The 20,683-nt window shown below is 44.8% G+C and carries 20 protein-coding genes; 7 read left to right on the forward strand and 13 right to left on the reverse strand.

Going from position 1 to position 20,683, the window contains the following annotated elements:
• The first annotated feature begins 95 nt into the window (after positions 1-95).
• The gene (locus KJB35_RS22085) at positions 96-2,444 is read left to right on the forward strand and encodes a PilZ domain-containing protein (RefSeq protein ID WP_149192407.1); all 2,349 of its coding nucleotides are present in this window, start codon (positions 96-98) and stop codon (positions 2,442-2,444) included.
• A gap of 63 nt (positions 2,445-2,507) precedes the next feature.
• Here KJB35_RS22085 and serB read toward each other — a convergent pair whose 3' ends face one another.
• Entirely contained in the window at positions 2,508-3,488 is a 981-nt protein-coding gene (gene serB, locus KJB35_RS22090) for a phosphoserine phosphatase (RefSeq protein ID WP_005386439.1), read from the reverse strand.
• Between the two features lie 91 nt (positions 3,489-3,579).
• Between serB and KJB35_RS22095 the strand changes: the two genes are divergently transcribed.
• The gene (locus tag KJB35_RS22095; RefSeq protein WP_005391677.1) at positions 3,580-4,185 is read left to right on the forward strand and encodes a YtjB family periplasmic protein; all 606 of its coding nucleotides are present in this window, start codon (positions 3,580-3,582) and stop codon (positions 4,183-4,185) included.
• 95 nt (positions 4,186-4,280) lie between these two features.
• On the opposite strand, the gene deoD is transcribed toward KJB35_RS22095, so the two are convergent.
• The 4 genes from deoD to deoC all read right to left on the reverse strand — a co-directional run bounded on the left by deoD (position 4,281) and on the right by deoC (position 8,635).
• Entirely contained in the window at positions 4,281-5,000 is a 720-nt protein-coding gene (gene deoD / locus KJB35_RS22100) for a purine-nucleoside phosphorylase (protein WP_005380140.1), read from the reverse strand.
• A 143-nt stretch (positions 5,001-5,143) separates the two neighbouring features.
• Entirely contained in the window at positions 5,144-6,364 is a 1,221-nt protein-coding gene (locus KJB35_RS22105; RefSeq protein ID WP_085569826.1) for a phosphopentomutase, read from the reverse strand.
• 68 nt (positions 6,365-6,432) lie between these two features.
• Positions 6,433-7,761, reverse strand: coding sequence for a thymidine phosphorylase (gene deoA / locus KJB35_RS22110; RefSeq protein WP_213907997.1), 1,329 nt, complete (start codon positions 7,759-7,761; stop codon positions 6,433-6,435).
• 97 nt (positions 7,762-7,858) lie between these two features.
• Positions 7,859-8,635, reverse strand: a complete 777-nt coding sequence (deoC, locus tag KJB35_RS22115) for a deoxyribose-phosphate aldolase (protein WP_005380133.1) — start codon at positions 8,633-8,635, stop codon at positions 7,859-7,861.
• Positions 8,636-8,725: 90 nt separating this feature from the next.
• On the opposite strand from deoC, the gene KJB35_RS22120 reads away from it, so the two are divergent.
• Positions 8,726-8,860 (forward strand): hypothetical protein, encoded by a 135-nt coding sequence (locus KJB35_RS22120; RefSeq protein ID WP_005391675.1) that lies wholly within the window; start codon positions 8,726-8,728, stop codon positions 8,858-8,860.
• A gap of 358 nt (positions 8,861-9,218) precedes the next feature.
• Here the strand turns inward: KJB35_RS22120 and KJB35_RS22125 are convergent, their stop codons facing one another.
• The 6 genes from KJB35_RS22125 to KJB35_RS22150 form a co-directional block, all read right to left on the reverse strand.
• Entirely contained in the window at positions 9,219-10,502 is a 1,284-nt protein-coding gene (locus tag KJB35_RS22125; RefSeq protein ID WP_005380131.1) for a NupC/NupG family nucleoside CNT transporter, read from the reverse strand.
• 204 nt (positions 10,503-10,706) lie between these two features.
• Positions 10,707-11,480 carry a TatD family hydrolase gene (locus KJB35_RS22130; protein ID WP_005380129.1) on the reverse strand — a complete coding sequence of 258 codons (774 nt, stop codon included), beginning with the start codon at positions 11,478-11,480 and terminating at the stop codon, positions 10,707-10,709.
• Positions 11,467-11,664 carry a DUF5363 family protein gene (locus tag KJB35_RS22135; protein WP_005380125.1) on the reverse strand — a complete coding sequence of 66 codons (198 nt, stop codon included), beginning with the start codon at positions 11,662-11,664 and terminating at the stop codon, positions 11,467-11,469. Before KJB35_RS22135 ends, KJB35_RS22130 begins: the two co-directional genes overlap by 14 nt.
• Before the next feature lie 94 nt (positions 11,665-11,758).
• Entirely contained in the window at positions 11,759-13,348 is a 1,590-nt protein-coding gene (gene prfC / locus KJB35_RS22140) for a peptide chain release factor 3 (RefSeq protein ID WP_005380123.1), read from the reverse strand.
• A 285-nt stretch (positions 13,349-13,633) separates the two neighbouring features.
• On the reverse strand, positions 13,634-14,089 hold the full coding sequence (gene rimI, locus KJB35_RS22145; RefSeq protein WP_005380122.1) for a ribosomal protein S18-alanine N-acetyltransferase: 456 nt from the start codon (positions 14,087-14,089) through the stop codon (positions 13,634-13,636).
• 12 nt (positions 14,090-14,101) lie between these two features.
• A complete protein-coding gene (locus KJB35_RS22150; protein ID WP_005380121.1) occupies positions 14,102-14,503 on the reverse strand; it encodes a DNA polymerase III subunit psi in 402 nt (133 codons plus the stop codon).
• A 159-nt stretch (positions 14,504-14,662) separates the two neighbouring features.
• Here KJB35_RS22150 and KJB35_RS22155 point away from each other — a divergent pair, with 159 nt between their 5' ends.
• Positions 14,663-15,109: a hypothetical protein gene (locus tag KJB35_RS22155; protein WP_213870452.1), complete on the forward strand. Its 447-nt coding sequence runs from the start codon at positions 14,663-14,665 to the stop codon at positions 15,107-15,109.
• Positions 15,110-15,171: 62 nt separating this feature from the next.
• Here KJB35_RS22155 and KJB35_RS22160 read toward each other — a convergent pair whose 3' ends face one another.
• Together KJB35_RS22160 and KJB35_RS22165 are read right to left on the reverse strand one after the other, a co-directional pair.
• On the reverse strand, positions 15,172-15,675 hold the full coding sequence (locus tag KJB35_RS22160) for a GNAT family N-acetyltransferase (RefSeq protein WP_005380119.1): 504 nt from the start codon (positions 15,673-15,675) through the stop codon (positions 15,172-15,174).
• On the reverse strand, positions 15,659-16,186 hold the full coding sequence (locus tag KJB35_RS22165; protein ID WP_005394645.1) for an SCP2 domain-containing protein: 528 nt from the start codon (positions 16,184-16,186) through the stop codon (positions 15,659-15,661). Before KJB35_RS22165 ends, KJB35_RS22160 begins: the two co-directional genes overlap by 17 nt.
• A gap of 363 nt (positions 16,187-16,549) precedes the next feature.
• On the opposite strand from KJB35_RS22165, the gene KJB35_RS22170 reads away from it, so the two are divergent.
• From KJB35_RS22170 to KJB35_RS22180, 3 genes are all read left to right on the forward strand, one after another.
• The gene (locus KJB35_RS22170) at positions 16,550-18,589 is read left to right on the forward strand and encodes a bifunctional diguanylate cyclase/phosphodiesterase (protein WP_005380112.1); all 2,040 of its coding nucleotides are present in this window, start codon (positions 16,550-16,552) and stop codon (positions 18,587-18,589) included.
• A gap of 133 nt (positions 18,590-18,722) precedes the next feature.
• Positions 18,723-19,736 (forward strand): peptidase U32 family protein, encoded by a 1,014-nt coding sequence (locus tag KJB35_RS22175; protein WP_213870455.1) that lies wholly within the window; start codon positions 18,723-18,725, stop codon positions 19,734-19,736.
• A 20-nt stretch (positions 19,737-19,756) separates the two neighbouring features.
• Positions 19,757-20,635: a U32 family peptidase gene (locus KJB35_RS22180; protein WP_213870471.1), complete on the forward strand. Its 879-nt coding sequence runs from the start codon at positions 19,757-19,759 to the stop codon at positions 20,633-20,635.
• Positions 20,636-20,683: the final 48 nt, after the last annotated feature.

Genomic DNA, 20,683 nt, shown 5'->3' on the forward strand with positions numbered 1-20,683 from the left:
AGTCAGACCTGAACTGAAATGAACTATTGATATACTTAAGTATTACTTCGCTTAGCCGATACAATTTAAAGTAACGACATACTCTAACAGAAATAATGCAGCAATCTGAAATTCTCTCGCTCGCAGAACGACTCATTCCCGTTTACGGTACGAATGACTTTGACTTTGTCCTTGGCCAACTGACCGAGGAAGAGCCGCCTTCGGCCAAAATTTTGGTTAAAATGGAACTTAACCGCTTAATGGCTCCATGCAAAAAAAGCATTGATTTGCGAGGTCGCGTTCAAGGCGAATGTCGCGAGTATATTTTGGATGGTATTCCACATTGGTTGGATGATGTTGCTTTCAACGCTTACCATAAAAACATCAAAAAGTTTGGCTGCTACACGGAAGGAATGTGGGAAGCATTGGTCAACACGCGAAATAACTTTCGCGTAATGAGCAAGCGCCTTACTCAGCAAAAAACGCAATCGTTAACGGATCCTAAAAGCCCGTTCTTAGCAGAACCCGTTCACCTAGGCTACGATTTAAAGCGCCAAGAAAAACGCTTGAAAGTCCAATCTCAAGTTGAAATTTGCCGTTCTAAAGGACAGCTTCTTCATGGATTAAGCATTGATTTATCTAGCTCTGGCGCAAAGTTCAAAGTCCCTAGCGCATTTAAATATAACCTTGGGGAAATTATTCAGGTCACGTTTACTGAATTTGCCAGCAAATCTAACGTTGCAGGTATAGAGAAACCGCTTGCATACCGCATACTCGCGGTTGATGACTGTTACGAAAATGACTCAGTTCGATACCTCAGAACCATACGCTTAACTGATACCAATGTCGTCACCAAAGTGATAGATGAAGCGCTCAACAGTGCTGCTAAAAGGGCTCGTCACGACAATCAAGACAAGATTATTCGAGCTCGAACTCGCGGTTATGAGCACATCGCACTAAAGCACACCAGCAGCTTGCCTCTATTCTTTGATGGTAGTGACCTAAAATTAGCAATGTTAACGCCAAACAATCAAAAGCTTTGGCAATACTGGCACGATGAGAGAAACCAGCAAATGTTTGGTTCCTTATTCAACGAGCAACGCATCGCGTCACTCATTAAGCCTGGTGTTAAAGGAACAACCAATGTCCTTTATTCATTTACTCACGAGCACGAGAATCGAACCTATTTCTATTCGATGTTTCGCCCTGAAGCAACTCGCGAACAGCGCCAGCTATTTTGGCATTTAGGTGGCAAACGAGAGAGTTGGCGCGCCTTTAGAATTTCAATCTTTGAACTATCAGAGCAAGAACAGGAAGACCTAGCAGCATTCTCTCCAGAGTTGGCAGAAACGTCTCAATCACTGACTCATATTGGTATTTTGCAAGAAATTGCTGACGAAAAATCAGGGCAGGATTACCTGCTAACTGAAAAGCCGCGCTTACCCGCTAATACATTAAACGCGTTTCGCCATCCGAGAAGAGTTATCGGCAATCCAAAGGGCATTTATTTTGATGCAAAGTCTCGTCGTAAAGAGCCTCGTTATCGTTTTAAAACACCTTTAGAGTTGTACTCAGGACAAACTAGAACCGGCGGTTGTACTGTTGACCTTTCCAAACGAGGACTCGGAATTAGGCTAAGTGAGCCCACGATGTTACGTTCTGGGCAAGAGGTAAGAATCAACTTTCGAGAATTACAACTCTACGACAAAAAATTGCCGTTAATGTCGGTGCCATATCGAGTAATTCGTGTAAGCCCAGATGGTTGTAGCGTGCAGCTAGTTATTGATGAAAGCAGCCAAACCATGAAGGTAATCGCTTTTTTCAACAGCATTATCGAGCACAATCAAGACAAGCTAATCCCGCAAAAAGAGACGCTACCAAGTAATGCTCTACTTGAAAGGCTGCACTGCATGTTGCTCTCGCGTACGCTGAGCACGCCCATTTTTATCAGTAAGAGTACGTCATCTTCAATAAAAACCCCCGTTATCGGGGTGAACTTGCCGCTACCTAAACACATTGAGCTTTTTGCCCGTCTTGGGCATGATCAACTGTTGTCACTTGAACCTATCTTTAAAGGCCGGACAAGCACATTAATCGCAGAGCCAATAAAACGTGTAGAAGGTGCTCAAGCCAGACATCAGGATATCTACATAAGCGCCGCAAAAGTAGGCAATAAAATTACAGGCATTGAGTCAAAGCTTCATCAAGAGTTCAACAGCGTAAAAGAGCGGATTCAATTTATAAAGAAAGCGCGAATGATGGGTGACTTTTACGTGATTCGCCTTTCTACTGCGCCAATTTTCGATCCGATGACATCATTACTGCAACAAGATTTAAGTGACTTAACCCAATTTGGTGTACATCAAGCAAGCAAGTTAGAAAAAGAGTTGACGGCGCTCGTTGGTTACAGTGAATTTGAAGACATTACTGAAGAGGTAGTAATTAGATTGGAGTTAACCGAGTAAATTCAAAGTCATACCAAATTGAAAAAAAACACCGCCTTTCTGGCGGTGTTTTTGAATGGATGGTTAAGGTTTAGCTTTCCAGCTGACCTTTTGCTGCTTCACCAATGCGCCAGATAAAATACAGAGCACACCGCCCAACCCTGCAAAGCGAATCGCTGATTGCGCTTGAGCTTCCACTTTTGGTTTTGCGTGATACGCAATCCCTAATCCTGCCACCGACATCATCACAAGATCATTAGCGCCATCACCGACAGCAACCGTGTTGTGCTGCTCAATTTCATATTCATCCGCCAGTTCCACTAGAATGTCAGACTTCATCTGCGCCGTTACCACATCACCAAGTACGTTACCCGTGAGTTTGCCGTCAATAATTTCTAATTGATTGGAGCGAGCAAAATCTAAGTCGACTTTATCTTTGATGTAATCAGAGAAGTAAGTAAAACCACCGGAAGCAATCGCTGTTTTCCAGCCCAAGGCTTTCAACGTCGCAATTAGCGCTTCAAAGTCCGGCATGAATGGTAACTGGGAACGAACTTGTTCAAGAATTGATTCATCGGCACCTTTGAGCTTACCAACTCGCTGACGTAAACTTTGCTCAAAATCCAGCTCACCTTGCATGGCACGTTCAGTGACTTCAGCGACTTCATCCCCTACTCCTGCCAGTTTCGCGATTTCATCAATACACTCTATCTGGATCGCCGTTGAATCCATATCAAATACAATCAACCCTTGGGTTGATAGATCGGGCACTTCATTAAGCGAGGCGTAATCTAGGTTGAGACTTTGTAAGATCGTTTCATGTTGAGGAGTCAACTCTCCGGCCATCAGGGCTACTTCATATTGGCCAACTTTCCACGTTTCTAGTATCGGGTTGTAAAAGCCGGTGAAGAAATCAATGTCTTCGAAGTGACTTGGCGAAAGGTACTCAGCAAATACGATCCAGTTTGCTTTTGCTTTATCTAATTGGGAGGCAAATCGAGTCTCGGGTAATCGTTTTAAAAGTGTCGTATGTTTTCTGATAGGCAAGCTTTTTGACGCGTCCATGTATATAATCCCTTATGACTTTGCTAAAACGTTACCTCAACAAACTAAAAAGGCAAGTCTTTGTTTTATTTTAAATGGATGAGTAAAGAGCATGAGTGAATCTTTGTTCTCAGTAAGGAATGCCCTAAGAATTCTGGCACTAATCCTACTGTGTGTGATGTTGTTTATCACAATAAAAAACAGTGTTGTGATCAGTAAGGGTAATGAGAAAATTCAAGCACAACAGCTTGAAACACTCACCAAAGTTTTGATTTCACAGGCGTCTCTTTCTGCCAGTGAGATGATTTTAACTAAAGATCAAGAACGATTACTTCAGCTAACAAACCAGCTAGCACAAGACCGTTTAGTGTTTGATGCAACAATCTACGATGCACAGGGTGTACGTTTAGCGTCTAGTGAAGAGGCATTATCGGTACGCGAAGTTCTTGGCCTAGATACGCCTTTGGCAACAGCTTCCATTGGTCGCCAGCAGTTGGTTGAACCAGTTTTTGCAGATGGTGCGCTTATCGGTTTTGTTCGCGTGACCTTTGAGACGGGCCGGGTGACGGCTATTTCTGACCACCACTATCGCAAGAGCGATCGTTATATGTACATGATGGTCTTAATGAGCTTTGTCTGTGGTATGTTGTTCATCTTGATTTTACGTCGACAACCGATACGTCGTAAAAAAGCGCCAAACCTGCTGCTAACCAAGTAACTAGGTAGCGCTAACAACTCATATAAAAACAGCCCGCAATGTGCGGGCTGTTTTTTTAGCTCTTGAGAGCGAAAAATAGAATGACTCTTCGTCGCTTACTCTTCGTCACCAAGCAATACTGAATCTAGTGCGATTAGCATCATGTCGTTGAATGTCGTTTGACGCTCGTCAGATGTAGTCTGTTCGCCAGTCTTGATATGATCAGAAACCGTACAGATTGTCAGAGCTTTTGCACCGTATTCTGCCGCAACACCGTAAATACCAGCAGCTTCCATTTCAACACCAACAATGCCGTACTTGTCCATTACATCGAACATTTCTGGATCTGGCGTGTAGAAAAGCTCTGCTGAGAATAGGTTACCAACTTTAACGTCAATACCGCGAGCTTTTGCAGCGTCTTCTGCCGCACGAACCATGTTGTAGTCTGCGATTGCCGCGAAGTCATGACCTTTAAAGCGGATACGGTTCACTTTAGAGTCAGTACATGCACCCATGCCGATCACAACATCACGCACTTTGATGTCTTCATTCACTGCGCCACAGCTGCCAACACGGATGATTTTCTTCACGCCGAAGTCTTTGATTAGTTCAGTCGCGTAAATCGAGCATGATGGGATACCCATACCGTGGCCCATTACCGAGATCTTACGGCCTTTGTATGTACCTGTGTAACCAAACATATTACGAACGTCACACACTTGAACGACATCTTCAAGGAAAGTCTCTGCGATGTATTTTGCACGTAGTGGATCACCAGGCATCAGTACGACGTCTGCAAATGCACCCATTTCAGCATTGATATGTGGAGTTGCCATTTTCTTTTCCTTAACCTTTCTCTAGCGCTCCGCGCTTAAGGCGATATAAGCCAGAGTATTCTCATTTCCGACAAGCAGCATTTACATACTGCAAACATAAAACTAGGAGCTATCAAGCTCCTAGTTTTCAAAAACCTAACTAATTATAGGAAGTTCTTACCGTAATCCATTGGAGAAGTACCGAAGTAACTTGCCAATGTTTGACCGATATCTGCGAATGTTTCGCGGCGGCCAAGAGAACCAGCTGGTACTTTTTGACCATAAACCAATACTGGGATGTGCTCACGAGTATGGTCAGTACCTGGCCATGTTGGGTCACAGCCGTGGTCTGCCGTTAGGATAAGCACATCGTCTTCTTCCATAATCTCTAGCACTTCGTTGATACGATCATCGAAGTACTCAAGTGCCGCTGCGTAACCCGCTACGTCACGACGGTGACCGTAAGCTGAGTCGAAGTCTACAAAGTTAGTGAATACGATCGTGTTGTCGCCCGCTTCTTTGATTTGCTCTAGCGTTGCTTCGAACAATGCAGGGATACCTGTCGCTTTCACTTTCTTAGTGATGCCGCAGTTTGCGTAGATATCAGCAATCTTACCAATAGAAACCACGTTGCCTTGCTTCTCATCAACGAGCTTCTGAAGAACCGTTGCTGATGGTGGCTCTACAGAAAGATCACGACGGTTACCTGTACGCTCAAATTGACCTTTACCAGCACCAACGAATGGCCGCGCGATAACACGACCAATGTTGTAATCTTCTAGCTCTTCACGTGCGATTTGGCAAAGCTCTAGTAGACGGTCTAGACCGAAAGTCTCTTCGTGACATGCGATTTGGAATACAGAGTCAGCAGACGTGTAGAAGATTGGTTTGCCAGTCTTCATGTGCTCTTCACCAAGATCGTCAAGAACTTGAGTACCAGACGCGTGACAGTTACCTAGGAAACCGTCAAGACCTGCACGCTCAAGAATGCGGTCAGTCAATTCTTTCGGGAAGCTGTTTGCTTTGTCAGTGAAGTAACCCCAGTCAAACAGAACAGGAACACCTGCGATTTCCCAGTGACCAGACGGCGTGTCTTTACCTGAAGAAAGCTCTGCTGCATGACCGTATGCACCAATGATTTCAGCGTCTGCGTCTAGTCCAGGTGCGAAGCGACCTGTCGATTCTTTATGCGCCATTGCCAAACCAAGTTTCGATAGATTTGGAAGGCGAAGTGCACCTTGGCGATTGTCGTTATCTGCTAAGCCTTTTTCACATTGGTCAGCGATGTGACCTAGTGTGTCTGAACCTACATCACCAAATTCTTTAGCGTCGGCAGTTGCACCGATACCGAATGAGTCTAGTACTAAAATAAATGCTCTTTTCATTGCTCGTTCCTTAGGCCCACTCGGCTTTTTATTATGGTTGAGTAGGCCTTGTGTAATTACTTGTTCTATTAGATATCTTCTGCACGAATTTGGCGGTAAACCTCTGGAGTTGGTGTGTATTCACCACCTACTTTGATTGCACTGCGCAGTGCTTTTGCCGCTTCTTCCCATTGCTCTTCAGTGCGAGCGTGGATGACCGCAAGAGGTTTATCACTGTCTGCGACCTCACCTAGGCGGATGAACTCGTCGAAACCAACTGCGTAGTCGATTTCATCAGTAGCAACACGACGACCACCACCCATAGCAACCACAGCCATGCCGATAGAACGTGTATCCATTGCAGAGACAATGCCCGTTTCTGTTGCGTAAACTGGCTTAATGATTGCTGCTTTTTCTAAGTAGTTGTCGTAGTTTTCTACGAAGTCCGCAGGGCCGCCTAAACCGGCAACCATCTTGCCGAAGCACTCAGCCGCTTTGCCGTTATCCAGCACTTCCATCAGTTTTGCGCGTGCGTCTTCTGTGTTCTCAGCAAGCTTGCCAAGTACTAACATTTCAGCACATGAAGCCATGGTCACTTCAAGTAGACGAGGATTACGGTATTCACCCGTTAAGAAACGAACCGCTTCACGAACTTCCACTGCGTTACCCGCTGAAGACGCCAATACTTGGTTCATGTCCGTAAGAATTGCCGTAGTTTTAGTGCCAGCACCGTTTGCTACCGCAACGATTGATTTTGCTAGCTCTTCAGACGCTTCGTAAGTTGGCATAAATGCACCTGAACCCACTTTTACGTCCATCACTAGCGATTCCAGACCCGCCGCCAGTTTCTTAGAAAGGATCGACGCCGTAATCAGGGAGATATTGTCTACCGTTGCGGTAATATCACGAGTCGCGTAAACACGCTTATCCGCAGGAGCAAGGTCACCAGTTTGACCGATGATCGCCACACCAGCGTCTTTGGTTACTTGACCAAAAACATCGTTGCTCGGCGTAATGTTGTAACCAGGGATAGATTCAAGTTTATCCAGCGTACCGCCTGTATGACCAAGACCGCGGCCAGAGATCATAGGTACGAAACCGCCACACGCTGCCACCATTGGGCCAAGCATTAAAGAAGTTACGTCACCCACACCACCGGTTGAGTGTTTGTCGACAATTGGACCACCGAAGTTCATGTGGCTCCAGTCGATAACCATGCCCGAATCACGCATTGCACACGTTAAGGCGATGCGCTCATCCATGGTCATTTCATTAAAGAAAATCGTCATAGCAAACGCCGCAATCTGACCTTCAGATACCGTGTTGTTCGCTACGCCTTGAATAAAGAAGTTGATTTCGTCTGCGGTAAGTACTTCACCGTCACGTTTTTTACGAATGATTTCTTGTGGTAAATACATTAGTGCCTCCCAAGCTCTTTTGAGCCATGGTTGTAGTAGGATAGAAGAGGTTTGGTAGCACCCGTTTAGGTGCTACCGTTCAGACGTATTATTGGAATTAGTACGCTGTTGGATCAGCGACGTCGTCCGATACTTCTAATGTATTTAGTAGGTTGGTTAGCAGGCTAGACGCACCAAAACGGTAGTGACGAGCATCAACCCAGTTGTCACCTAGGATTTCGTCAGCCATTGCTAGGTATGCTGCTGCGTCTTCAGCAGTGCGCACACCACCTGCTGGTTTGAAACCAACAGTTTCTGCAACACCCATGTCGCGAATAACTTCAAGCATCATGCGAGCGTATTCTGGTGTTGCGTTTACTGGCACTTTACCAGTTGAAGTTTTAATGAAGTCAGCACCTGCTTCAATACAGATTTGAGATGCTTTCTTGATTAGTGCTTCTTCTTTTAGTTCACCTGTTTCGATGATCACTTTAAGAAGAATGTCACCACAAGCTTCTTTACATTGCTTAACTAGTTCGAAGCCTACTTTCTCATCACCCGCCATTAGCGCGCGGTAAGGAAAAACTACGTCAACTTCGTCTGCACCGTAAGCAACCGCCGCTTTTGTTTCAGCAACTGCGATTTCAATGTCGTCGTTACCATGTGGGAAGTTCGTTACTGTTGCAATACGAACCTCTGGCGTACCTTGCTCACGAAGTGTCTTCTTAGCAATAGGAATAAAGCGAGGGTAAATACAAATTGCAGCTGTGTTGCCTACTGCTGTTTTCGCATCATGACATAGTGAGATCACTTTTGCATCAGTGTCATCGTCATTCAACGTAGTTAGGTCCATAAGTTTAAGTGCACGTAGCGCTGCTGCTTTTAAATCGCTCATTTCTATCTCCGATCAATATTCAAAAAATTCACTACTCAGCCTTACATCACGTCTTTAACTATAATCAACAAGTCGAGACAATGTGAGTAAATGGCTAAACAGTCTATTAATGAACGGACTTGGTTCCCTGAAGACTCGGCATATACAGCGAAAATTTATCATATGCCAATTGCTATCCTTGTCACCGCACAGTACCAGTTTGGCCTATGGCACAACAATCTATGATTGCGGTGTCTTTAATATCACATCACAAAGCAAAACGCCTATTAGATCTGATATTGCAGGGCAATTCATTTGCCCATCGATTATGTAATATTCATTACGTGATTAAGAATCAAGCTTAACCACTATCCTGTGATTAATACATTATAGAGTTTCACCGCAAAACTGTAGCACCAAATAGAGCGCAAACGGTTTGTATCTCAAAATTTCCTAGCCCCTATTCCATTGACTGCGTAATACCTCGACTAAGGCAAACACCCGATGAAATTTTGGAGCCCGAAAAACGAAAAATGCCCCGCAGCAATCTCTTGCTACAGGGCATGATGTAAAACGGCGTCTATATATTAAGAACCGATTCTAATTATAGTGCTGCAAGGCTTAAGCAGAAGCCTGCAATTGTCGCTGCCATAAGGTTAGACAACGTACCTGCAAGAACTGCTTTAACACCCATGCGAGCGATGTCACTACGACGGTTTGGTGCAAGGCTACCTAGACCACCAAGTAGAATCGCGATAGAAGAAAGGTTCGCGAAACCACATAGTGCGAATGAGATGATAGCTGTTGTCTTCTCAGACATTACTTCACCAGTTGCCGCGATTACTTGAGCGTTTTCACCTAGGTATGGTGTGAAGTTCAAGTAAGCAACGAATTCGTTCACTACGATTTTCTGACCGATGAATGAACCAGCTGTTACAGCTTCTGCCCATGGAACACCGATTAGGAATGCTAGTGGAGAGAACGCGTAACCTAGGATTAGCTCTAGTGTTAGTTCTGGCATGCCGAACCAACCACCGATGCCACCTAGCATACCGTTGATTAGCGCGATTAGACCAACGAATGCGATTAGCATTGCACCTACGTTAAGCGCAAGTTGTAGACCAGAAGCCGCACCGCCCGCAGCTGCGTCGATTACGTTAACTGGTTTGTCGTCACCGCCGTCCATCGCTTCTTCGATACTTTCGTGAGGCTGGTCAGTCTCAGGGTGAAGAATTTTAGCGAACAGTAGACCACCTGGTGCTGCCATGAATGATGCCGCAACTAGGTACTCTAGTGGAACACCCATAGATGCGTAACCAGCTAGTACACCACCAGCAACAGAAGCTAGACCACCACACATTACCGCGAATAGCTCTGATTGAGTCATTTTTGGAACGAATGGACGAACAACTAGAGGTGCCTCAGTTTGACCTACGAAGATGTTAGCTGCCGCTGACATTGATTCCGCACGCGAAGTGCCTAGCGCTTTTTGTAGTGCACCACCAAGAATCTTGATAACCCATTGCATAACGCCAATGTAGTAAAGAACTGAAATCAGTGCAGAGAAGAAGATCAGTGTAGGAAGAACACGGAATGCGAAGATGAAACCGCCGCCGCCGAATACTTCGAACATCTTGTCAGAAACAAGACCACCGAACAGGAATGATGAACCATCGTTACCGTAGTTGATAACGTTAGAAACACCTGAAGAGAAACCGTTTAGTAGATCACGGCCCCAAGGTACATACAGAACAAATGCACCTAATGCGAATTGGATAGCGAATGCGCCACCCACAGTTCTAAAGTTGATAGCTTTTCGGTTGTTAGAAAATGCCACTGCAATCGCAAGAAGCACTACCATACCGATTAGGCTCATAAACAGGCTCATAGTTTATGACTTCCTTATAAGTTATTTATTGGCGTGTTACAAAATGGAGCTATAAAGCGGGGGCAATTATACTCATGCAGAATCAATTAAAGTAATGCCAGCCTCACACTTTCCTATAAGATTCATGATTGATTCAACCAGCTTTGTGAGTTAATTCACAATAAGCAGGAAAACGTTTTCGATTTCAAACCACATCTTTAGATTTTATTCACATATCGAGAAAGCAAAATTGCTATTTTTCCACAGTTGAGAGGCAATCGATTGCTTTCGGCCGTTATGCAACTCTACGAGCTCATTAAAGACGTGAATGAGTTTGGCTGGGTGATTTGACTCCCCTTGATATCCAAGTATAGGCATATCTGGTGCGTCTGTTTCGATTACTAGGTTTTCGAGTGGTAATTTTTGAATTGCGTCGCGTGTTTTCTTGGCTCTTGGGTAGGTAATCGTTCCTCCTACACCGATAAAAAAACCTAATTTGACCCACTCCATGGCTTGCTGATAACTCCCAGAAAAAGCGTGTAGCACACCACCTCTAGGGAGATTCGCCGCTTTCACCATTTGAATGAGGCGATTGTGCGCTTTTCGGCTATGTAAAATAACTGGGAGTTCGAAGCGTCTAGCCAGCTCAAATTGAACTTCAAGTATCTTTTCTTGCAACTGTGGATCAACATCAATGGCAAAATCTAAACCACACTCTCCTATTGCCACGCACTGCTGCCCTTTTTGATTTAGATAGCCTTCTAGCTCTGTAAGGTGCTGCTCAACGTTATCTTCAAGAAAATACGGATGAAAGCCGAGCGCATAATACAAATTGGCATGTTGCTCTGCCAAAGTTTGAATACGAGCCCAGTTTTGCGGACCGACGGAAGGAATCAAAATTCTTGCGACGCCTTGCGTTTGAGCAAGCTCAAGTTGATGTGCAAAGTCATCTTGAAACACATCAAAATCAAAGTGGCAGTGCGTATCAAAGAGCTTCATCTTGACGCTTTTTATCTGTATCTGCGGGCAGAAAATCAGAGGATGGTTGGGCTTCACTCTTCTCTTCAGTTTGATGGGCTGGGTCTTTTCGATATGGGACACAACTGCGTTTCTGATCGGGAGTTAACCCCATCTCTTTACACCAGTTGTCGTAACGCTTTAGCCCACGTTTAAACCAATTCATATCTTATCCTTATATAAAAACGCCCTTGGCTAAGTTTATAGCCAAGGGCGTTTTAAAATCTAGTTTGCGTTAAGGCTTACCCTAACCGCGCAAATTAGTGCTCACGCGTCGCACGGAAATCAACGTCAGGGAAACGCTCTTTCGCCAAGTTTAAGTTAACCATTGTTGGAGCGATATACGTTAGGTTATCACCACCATCCAATGCTAAGTTCGCTTGATTCTTGCGTTGGAACTCATCCAGTTTCTTCGCATCACCACACTCAACCCAACGAGCAGTTGCAACGTTAATGCCTTCATAAATCGCTTCAACGTTATACTCAGATTTCAAACGAGCCACAACAACATCGAACTGAAGTACACCAACGGCACCAACGATCAGATCGTTGTTCTGTAGAGGACGGAATACCTGTACCGCACCTTCTTCTGATAGCTGAACCAAACCTTTGAGAAGCTGCTTCTGCTTTAATGGATCTTTCAGGCGAATACGACGGAATAGTTCCGGAGCGAAGTTCGGAATACCAGAGAACTTCAGTGATTCACCTTGCGTAAAGGTATCACCAATCTGAATAGTGCCGTGGTTGTGTAGACCAATGATGTCACCGGCGTAAGCGTGTTCTGCACGTGCACGGTCACCAGCCATAAAGGTTACTGCATCAGAGATACTCACTTGCTTGCCAAGACGAACGTGGTTCATCTTCATACCTTGCGTGTAAGTGCCCGATACAATACGCATGAATGCGATACGGTCGCGGTGTTTTGGGTCCATATTCGCTTGGATCTTAAATACGAAACCAGAGAACTTCTCTTCAGTCGCTTCAACTTCACGTTCAACCGCTTGACGAGTTTTCGGCGCTGGAGCCCATTCAGTTAGACCGTCTAGCATATGATCCACACCAAAGTTACCTAATGCAGTACCGAAGTAAACTGGCGTCAGGTCACCTGTTAAGAACATTTCCAAATCAAACTCAGGGCAAGCACCCATGACAAGCTCAAGCTCTTCTCGAACACTTTCCGCAAGGCCTGCACCAACTTTTTCATCAAGCTCTGGGTTATCGAGACCTTTGATGATTCGAACTTCTTGAATCTCATGACCGTGACCTGATTCGTATAAAATCGTTTCATCACGGTGAATGTGGTACACACCTTTAAATTCTTTACCACAGCCGATTGGCCATGTAATTGGCGCACACATCATGCCCAACTCGTTTTCTACCTCGTCCAATACTTCCATTGGATCACGAACGTCACGGTCAAGTTTGTTCATGAAGGTTACGATTGGCGTGTCACGCAGACGCGTTACTTCCATCAGCTTACGTGTACGATCCTCGACACCTTTCGCCGCATCGATAACCATCAAACACGAGTCTACTGCCGTTAACGTACGGTATGTATCTTCCGAGAAGTCTTCGTGTCCAGGCGTATCAAGTAGGTTTACCAGACAGTCATTGTAAGGGAACTGCATTACAGAAGTGGTTACCGAGATACCACGTTCTTTTTCCATTTCCATCCAGTCTGATTTTGCGTGCTGTGCGTTACCACGACCTTTAACCGTACCTGCTTTTTGGATCGCGTTTCCGAATAAAAGGACTTTTTCAGTAATGGTGGTTTTACCCGCATCCGGGTGAGAAATAATAGCGAACGTTCTGCGCTTAGACACTTCGCCTAAAAAAAGGGGATTTGACATTAGTTAATCTTCTAAATTACTTTCATGCTCACAAAATAGGCAAGCATATCTACTATTCGATATTGTGCGGTATTCTCGCTTATTATCGCTGTGCTAGCAAACTGGAAAGACATGAACTGAATTTACTCGGCTCACCAGCCTTTACCTGCAACTAACAAGGGAAAGCCAGCTCCACACAAAGAGATGTAAAAATTCAAAAAATTATTATTACATATTCAAAAGCCTCGAATCCGGATACGCATTTAAAGCATAAGTGTTGATGAGGTAATTAGTAACGGCCTAAAACTAACTCAAAAATAAGTAACTCATGATAATGGCGTCTTCCTTACCATTTCCCGATTTAGCTGGGTAATAGTTGTAACGACGGTCCACTTCATTAAAACCTGCTTGCTCATAAATATGGATAGCTGGGTGATTACTTTCACGCACTTCTAACCAAGCACTCTCTGCTTTGGCTTGTTCACAGTATTCAATAAACGCGTCCAGCAATTTTTGCCCTAGCCCTCTGCCCTGTTGAGAAGGCGCTACTGCAATATTTAATAGTGTCACTTCTCCAACAATATTCTGTCCATAGAAGTAACCAACCACTTGAGAGCCTTCCAGCATCACATGATGGCAAGCACCGCGACTGGATAAGTCACGAACCAAAGATTCGGCCCAAGGGTGAGAATGTGCTTGCTGCTCGATTTGCCAAACTTGGTCGAGGTGCTCTGCACGCATCGGCGTAATTTCAATTGTCACGCATTAGCTCCGTTAAGAAGAGTACGAACAGATTTGTTGCCACAATGCGCGGCGCTGTTCGTTATTACCATCAATATCTTGTAATAGTGGCGAGGTCAGGTGCTTTGCCTTGATGCTTTGATCAGCCTCACAGCCTGCAAACCACACCCACTCTAGCTGATGTTCACCCAGCATGGATAAGCGCTCAGGCTCTAGGTGTAGCGCATCATCAAGCGTGAGCTTAATGCTTTTTAATACGCGCTCAAACATCAATGCCGTCTCGTTTTCTGGACATATTGGCGATACCAATAGGAGTTTACATGAACTTTGCAAATCCAATAATGGCGATTGATAGCCTTCCAGTCTTTCAGGGTGTACCAGCTCCCATGTGCTGATCCCCATTTCACGTAAATACTGTTTCTCGTTAATTGACATTTTCCGTCACCTATTTGAACGAGGGCAATCCTATCAAATTATCGCGATTATACCTAAAGGACTTCAAGGAACACCTGAACACAATGAGATGATTTGGATATTCCTGAACATAGCGTTTTGCCAACGGCCACACATTGGGTATGACATATGAGGTACATTATGAAATTCTTAAATACGCTACTACTTTGCACACTGGTAGCCGCCACCAGCATGAGTGTTTTTGCTAATAACAGCGATGAGTGGGAGCTGATTGCAACGAAAACCGTTAACTTTCATACAGAAACAGATACCGTGACACCAAATAGCCTATTCCGAAACCGAAGCTTCAGTAAAATAAAACTAAAATGTGTGCAAGGAACGGTAGACATTAATGGTTTAAAAGTCGTCATGACAGATGGTAGTGAGAAAAAGCTTTCCTCTATGGGCGTACTAACAAGCGGATTGTCGACTCGTGCCTGGAGCCTTCCAGGTACAAAAGAAGCCAAGCTAAAACAGATTGAAATGACTTACAGTAGCAGGGGGAGCACAAAACTCAGCCTGCTAGGGGTAAGTAAAAAAGCGAAAATAGAGATCTGGGGCAAAAAGAAAAGTAACCAGTCATCCTAACCTCCCTATCTCAGTTTTCAGTGAATAAGAAAGAAGCCCACTTAGTCGTGGGCTTCTTTCATTTACAGTTCAGAGAACTCTGGCGCATAGTCTATGCGTCCGGAGCGTCCAGCACATTGACCTTCGACCAACTCTGCGACTCGAAATGCACCTTTAGGGACATCCCAAGCACATTCAAAGCCCATCTCGTCGCATGATTGAAAACCCTGGCGCGCGTAATAATCAGGATCGCCCAACACCACACACACTGGGTAGCCAAAATCACGCAGTGAATCAAAACCTTCTTTGATCAACTCTGCAGCGATGCCTTGGCGACGGTAATCTTCATGAACAGCTAATGGCGCTAGCCCTTGCCATGACAAATCTTCACCATTTAAGGTCACAGGGCTAAATAAAGCATGGCCTATAACCTCTCCCTCATCTGTACACGCGACTAAGGAAAGCGTGAATTTGCTGTTTTCGCGCAAACGCATCACAAGCTCAGCTTCAGCTTCCGTCGGGAAGGCGTGTTTCAATAAGCGGTCAATGGTAAGAATGTCCGCTGGGGCTTCAGTTCGAATAAGCATTCGCTACTCCGGTTGGTTGTGCAGGCGCTTGAACTCCTTTCTGAACAAAATCAGCCAATTGATTCAAAGCGACTTGCATTGCTTTCGGTAACTGCTCTAAGTCGACACTGTCCATTAAGTTTTTCACTTCTAAGCCAAGCTCAGTATCACCTTCAATTGAAAGGCGACGTTGGAAGAACAGTGTGTCAGGGTCTTCTTTACGACCAGCAATCAGTACTAGGTCGTTTAGATTACCACTAAAACTCACATCTTCCTGAACTGGTTTTTCAGCTACCACCAATTTTTCGTCTTGATAGCTGATGTACCATGCTAAGTTCAAGTCTTTAATCGCAACTTTTAACCACTTGTCTTCAAGGAACTCAAAGTCACCATCTTCCAAGGCTTCTTTAAACACCATTTTTAGCCCTTCCAGCAACGCTTTTTGCTGAATTGGCTGTGGTAATAACTGGACTGGAGAACGCAAAATGTTAGCTGCGTTCTTTACTAGTTGACTGCGAATCTTGTTTAACACGTTCATTATCCGTTACTTTGTCATTAGGTTGCTTATATTAAGCAATCGTGGCGATGAGATTACTGTTATGTATCAATAAAGTGCTTATTTTAGATTGGTGGTTTATTGTTCACTAACGCTTCTTTTTTTGAACTTACGTGTATTATTGATGCGAACAGGTGGATAAACACTTTTACAACCGTATTTTCAAAGTTATAGTTATCTGAGCGTATCCATGTGATTGTCGACTGCACAGCTAAAACCGCGAGCCCTTTAATGGCAGGTAACACTTTAGCTTGGTGGTAGACCGCCGCAGGCTTATCAGGGTGTCGCTTTTTATACACGGACGAATAATCTGGCTCATTGGAGATCGGTAATACCCTAATGCCTTCCCAGCAATTAAAACATTGGTTTGCCACGCTAACCTCAAATAGCCCTTTCTTCTTTGCCATTCTTGATAAAAAACACAATTATCGAATGGTAAGTGACCGTTACTGCGATATCGCAGGTTTAAGTCATGAGGAAATCGTCGGCTTAAACGATTGCCAAGTGCTGGGTGAGCAGTTTTATAAGAAGCTTGCACCATACTATCAGCGCGCGTTCAAAGGGGCACATGTCGAAGCCGAAATCACGCTCGATGAAACCGACCTTGAAACCAGTCTTCACTTTAGTCTTTCGCCAGTTTTTGAAGGTAACGACATTCGCTTTGTTGTTTTTCACGCTGTCGATACTTCAGAAAAGCAGATACTCGTTCGCTCCTTAGAAGAGTCCGAAAGTAAGTTTGCGAAGTTAACACAACTGCTACCAGACGGCTTACTGCTTATCGAGGATGATATTGTCATCTCTGCGAACCCCGCATCAGCGCGCCTTCTCGGACTTAACTCTCCTCATGAATTGTTGGGCGAAGAGCTAAGTCGTTTATTCATCGATGAAAACAGTAAAAAGGTATTTAGTCATCGATTGAGTACATTAATTTCTGACAAACCTTTTGTCTGCTTAACCAGCGCAAGATGCGGCTTTGAACGGAAAGTTCAGCTACACGCGGATTCCACGGCGATATTAGGTAGCGAATCTCAAATTATCCTAATCCAAGATGCTGATGATGCGCCCAAAAACCTATCTTCTGCATCGAATGAAGACATACACATTGACTCACTCACCAAACTCTACAACCGCTTTGGCTTCACCAAACGTTTGGAACAGCTGATCAAAAAGCAAACACCGCTTCTGGTGTTCTATTTGGATATCGATAACTTCAAAAACATTAATGACTCACTTGGTCACCATATTGGCGATAAAGTGATTCAAGAGGTATCGGCCCGTCTTAAACGGTTACTACCAAACCAAGCGATTATTGGTCATTTGGGTGGCGATGAGTTTGGCGTCATTCTGCCGGAGCCAGAAAATACCCGCATGGCTGAAATTTTGTCCGATCGCATTATCTCGTTGATCAACCAACCTTTCGACTTGCACCACTTCAGCAAACGCCTTGCCTGTTCAATTGGTAGCGTTCGATACCCTGAAGACGGACAAGATGCGCGAATCCTACTACAAAATGCCGATACTGCGATGTATGAAGCCAAAGATCGTGGTAGAAATCGTCTGATCAAATTTAACGATCAAATGAACAAAGAAGCGCGTATGCGTTTGTGGCTTGAAATCGAACTGCAAAAAGCATTGCAGCAGAACGGTTTGGAAGTGTGGTATCAACCTAAGGTTAACGCGCGAGACTTCAGTATCAACGGCGCAGAAGCGCTCGTTCGTTGGAAGCATCCAGTCGAAGGGTACATTAGTCCTGGCTCATTCATTCCTGTCGCCGAGCGCGCTGGGTTAATAGAACACCTTGGACGTGTCGTGATGCGTGATGTTTTCAATACGGTAAAACGTTGGAAGCAACAAGGCATACTGCCAGGCCGTGTCGCCATCAACCTCTCTCCCGAGCAATTTGGCAACCCACAGCTGATCGACTTTATGGAAAAGCTGCTTCGCACTACCGAGCTTGATCCAAGCTGCATTACCTTCGAGCTAACCGAAAGTGCCGTGATGAGTGATAGCGAACATACACTGCAAATGTTGAATGCGATTAAAAAGCTTGGCTTCGCTCTCTCTATCGATGACTTTGGTACCGGCTACTCTTCTCTTTCTTACTTAGCGCGTTTCCCTATTGACGAGCTAAAAATCGACCGCGCTTTTATTAATGATATCGACACACTACCGAAACAAGTCACTGTGATTGAAAACATCATTAATCTGGGTAAGTCGCTCGACTTAACTGTCGTTGCCGAGGGGGTGGAAACCCATCAGCAAGCGACCCTGCTCTCTAACCTTCAATGTAATGCGATTCAAGGATTCCATTTTTATCGCCCACAGCCAAAACATGAAATTGAAGAGCTGTTTGTACAGAATCGTCGTCACAAGAACTAACCCCGACCCGATACCCTTACTCGCAAGGGGTAAATATCGACTTTATTGAGCTAAACCTAACTTAGGTCAATTTCGCTATTCATAATTCTTCATAAAATGCGGACACCTTTTTATTCTCAATGATTGTGAGCATATGGAACTCTTGTGTCCCGCGGGTAACCTGCCTGCGTTAAAAACTGCGATTGATTGCGGTGCCGATGCCGTCTACATTGGTTTCAAAGATGATACCAACGCCCGTCACTTTGCTGGCCTCAACTTTAACGGCAAAAAGTTAGAAAAAGCGGTGCAATACGTTCATGACCGCAATAAAAAAATTCATGTCGCGTTGAATACCTTCGCTCATCCCAATGGCTTCGAGCGCTGGACGAACGCAGTAGACAATGCAGCGGCACTGGGTGTAGACGCGCTGATTGTTGCAGACATTGCAGTGCTGGAGTACGCGGCTCGCAAATATCCCGATCTAGAACTACACCTTTCAGTGCAAGCATCAGCGACCAACGTCGCAGCCATTGATTTTTACAAACAAAACTTCAACGTAAAACGGGTAGTGCTACCCCGCGTTTTATCGATTCATCAGGTCAAACAGCTTTCACGCAACATCACTAGCGATGTCGAGTTAGAAGTCTTTGCTTTTGGTAGCCTTTGTATCATGTCTGAAGGTCGCTGCTACCTATCGTCATACATGACAGGTGAGTCTCCAAACACTGTGGGAGCATGCTCTCCAGCTAAGTACGTTCGCTGGCAAGAAACAGAAAATGGTCTGGAATCCCGCCTTAACGACATTTTGATCGATCGCTACAGCACCGGTGAAAATGCGGGCTACCCTACCTTGTGTAAAGGCCGTTTCGAAGCAGAAATCGAAGGCGAGAAAAAACGCTACCACGCACTGGAAGAACCAACCAGTTTGAACACCCTCTCTATGCTGCCAGAACTATTTGCTGCAAATGTGGCGTCTGTAAAAATTGAAGGTCGCCAACGTAGCCCAGCTTACGTAGAACAAGTCACTCGAACATGGCGAGCCGCGATTGAACGTTACCAAGCAAACCCAGAAGCTTATCAAGTCGAAGCGGCTTGGGATGCCGCATTGGCAAACGTGTCTGAAGGTACGCAGACCACACTTGGTGCTTATCACCGCAAATGGCAGTAGAGGTTAAGATGGATAATTCAATGAAATACGCGCTTGGCCCGCTGTTGTACTTCTGGCCAAAACAAGACATCGAAGCGTTTTATGAACAAGCGAAATCAAGCTCCGCGGACATCGTCTATCTTGGGGAAACCGTATGTTCAAAACGTCGAGAAATGAAGCCTTCGCATTGGCTTGAAATCGCAAAAGAGCTGTCTGCATCTGGCAAGCAAGTGGTGCTATCAACGATGGCACTACTGGAAGCTCCGAGTGAAGTAAACATAATGAGGAAGTACATCGACAACGGTGACTTCGCGATTGAAGCAAATGACGTATCTGCTGTTCAGTTAGCATCAGAGCATAAAGTGCCTTTCGTCGTTGGTCCTGCAATCAATACTTATAACGCACACACGCTCAACTTATTTTTGAAGCAAGGTATGATGCGTTGGTGCATGCCTGTCGAGCTCTCTCGCGAATGGTTAAACGATACTTTAGTTCAGTGTGACGAGCTTGGTATTCGTAACAAGTTTGAAGTTGAGGTATTTAGCCACGGTTATTTGCCTTTAGCGTATTCCGCTCGCTGTTTCACAGCCCGAGCTGAAAACCGAGCGAAAGACGATTGCGAAACCTGCTGTATCAAATACCCTACGGGTATCCAGGTCAGCAGCCAAGAAGGGCAAGAAGTCTTTAACCTTAACGGCATTCAAACACAGTCAGGGTATTGCTACAACCTCATCAATGACTTACCAAGTATGAAAGGGCTGGTTGATGTGATCCGATTAAGCCCTCTTGGTATCGATACTTTTTCAGAGTTAGAGCGTTTTCGCTCAAACGAATACGGCGATAATCCTGAAAAGCTCGAAAGCCGCCAATGCAATGGCTATTGGCATCAACTAGCGGGCTTAGAAGTAAAAAACATTTAATCCTTAAAGAAAAAAGCGAGGTCTACCCTCGCTTTTATCTGTTAGCTT

The organism is Vibrio sp. D431a (assembly GCF_030248655.1).
In the GTDB taxonomy this organism is placed as follows: Bacteria; Pseudomonadota; Gammaproteobacteria; order Enterobacterales; family Vibrionaceae; genus Vibrio; species Vibrio alginolyticus.

Coding starts and splice junctions, on each gene's coding strand:
- KJB35_RS22085 (WP_149192407.1), top strand. CDS start 96: ATGCAGCAATCTGAAATTCTCTCGCTCGCAGAACGACTCATTCCCGTT.
- serB (WP_005386439.1), bottom strand. CDS start 3,488: ATGGACGCGTCAAAAAGCTTGCCTATCAGAAAACATACGACACTTTTA.
- KJB35_RS22095 (WP_005391677.1), top strand. CDS start 3,580: ATGAGTGAATCTTTGTTCTCAGTAAGGAATGCCCTAAGAATTCTGGCA.
- deoD (WP_005380140.1), bottom strand. CDS start 5,000: ATGGCAACTCCACATATCAATGCTGAAATGGGTGCATTTGCAGACGTC.
- KJB35_RS22105 (WP_085569826.1), bottom strand. CDS start 6,364: ATGAAAAGAGCATTTATTTTAGTACTAGACTCATTCGGTATCGGTGCA.
- deoA (WP_213907997.1), bottom strand. CDS start 7,761: ATGTATTTACCACAAGAAATCATTCGTAAAAAACGTGACGGTGAAGTA.
- deoC (WP_005380133.1), bottom strand. CDS start 8,635: ATGAGCGATTTAAAAGCAGCAGCGCTACGTGCACTTAAACTTATGGAC.
- KJB35_RS22120 (WP_005391675.1), top strand. CDS start 8,726: ATGGCTAAACAGTCTATTAATGAACGGACTTGGTTCCCTGAAGACTCG.
- KJB35_RS22125 (WP_005380131.1), bottom strand. CDS start 10,502: ATGAGCCTGTTTATGAGCCTAATCGGTATGGTAGTGCTTCTTGCGATT.
- KJB35_RS22130 (WP_005380129.1), bottom strand. CDS start 11,480: ATGAAGCTCTTTGATACGCACTGCCACTTTGATTTTGATGTGTTTCAA.
- KJB35_RS22135 (WP_005380125.1), bottom strand. CDS start 11,664: ATGAATTGGTTTAAACGTGGGCTAAAGCGTTACGACAACTGGTGTAAA.
- prfC (WP_005380123.1), bottom strand. CDS start 13,348: ATGTCAAATCCCCTTTTTTTAGGCGAAGTGTCTAAGCGCAGAACGTTC.
- KJB35_RS22150 (WP_005380121.1), bottom strand. CDS start 14,503: ATGTCAATTAACGAGAAACAGTATTTACGTGAAATGGGGATCAGCACA.
- KJB35_RS22155 (WP_213870452.1), top strand. CDS start 14,663: ATGAAATTCTTAAATACGCTACTACTTTGCACACTGGTAGCCGCCACC.
- KJB35_RS22160 (WP_005380119.1), bottom strand. CDS start 15,675: ATGCTTATTCGAACTGAAGCCCCAGCGGACATTCTTACCATTGACCGC.
- KJB35_RS22170 (WP_005380112.1), top strand. CDS start 16,550: ATGCCTTCCCAGCAATTAAAACATTGGTTTGCCACGCTAACCTCAAAT.
- KJB35_RS22175 (WP_213870455.1), top strand. CDS start 18,723: ATGGAACTCTTGTGTCCCGCGGGTAACCTGCCTGCGTTAAAAACTGCG.
- KJB35_RS22180 (WP_213870471.1), top strand. CDS start 19,757: ATGAAATACGCGCTTGGCCCGCTGTTGTACTTCTGGCCAAAACAAGAC.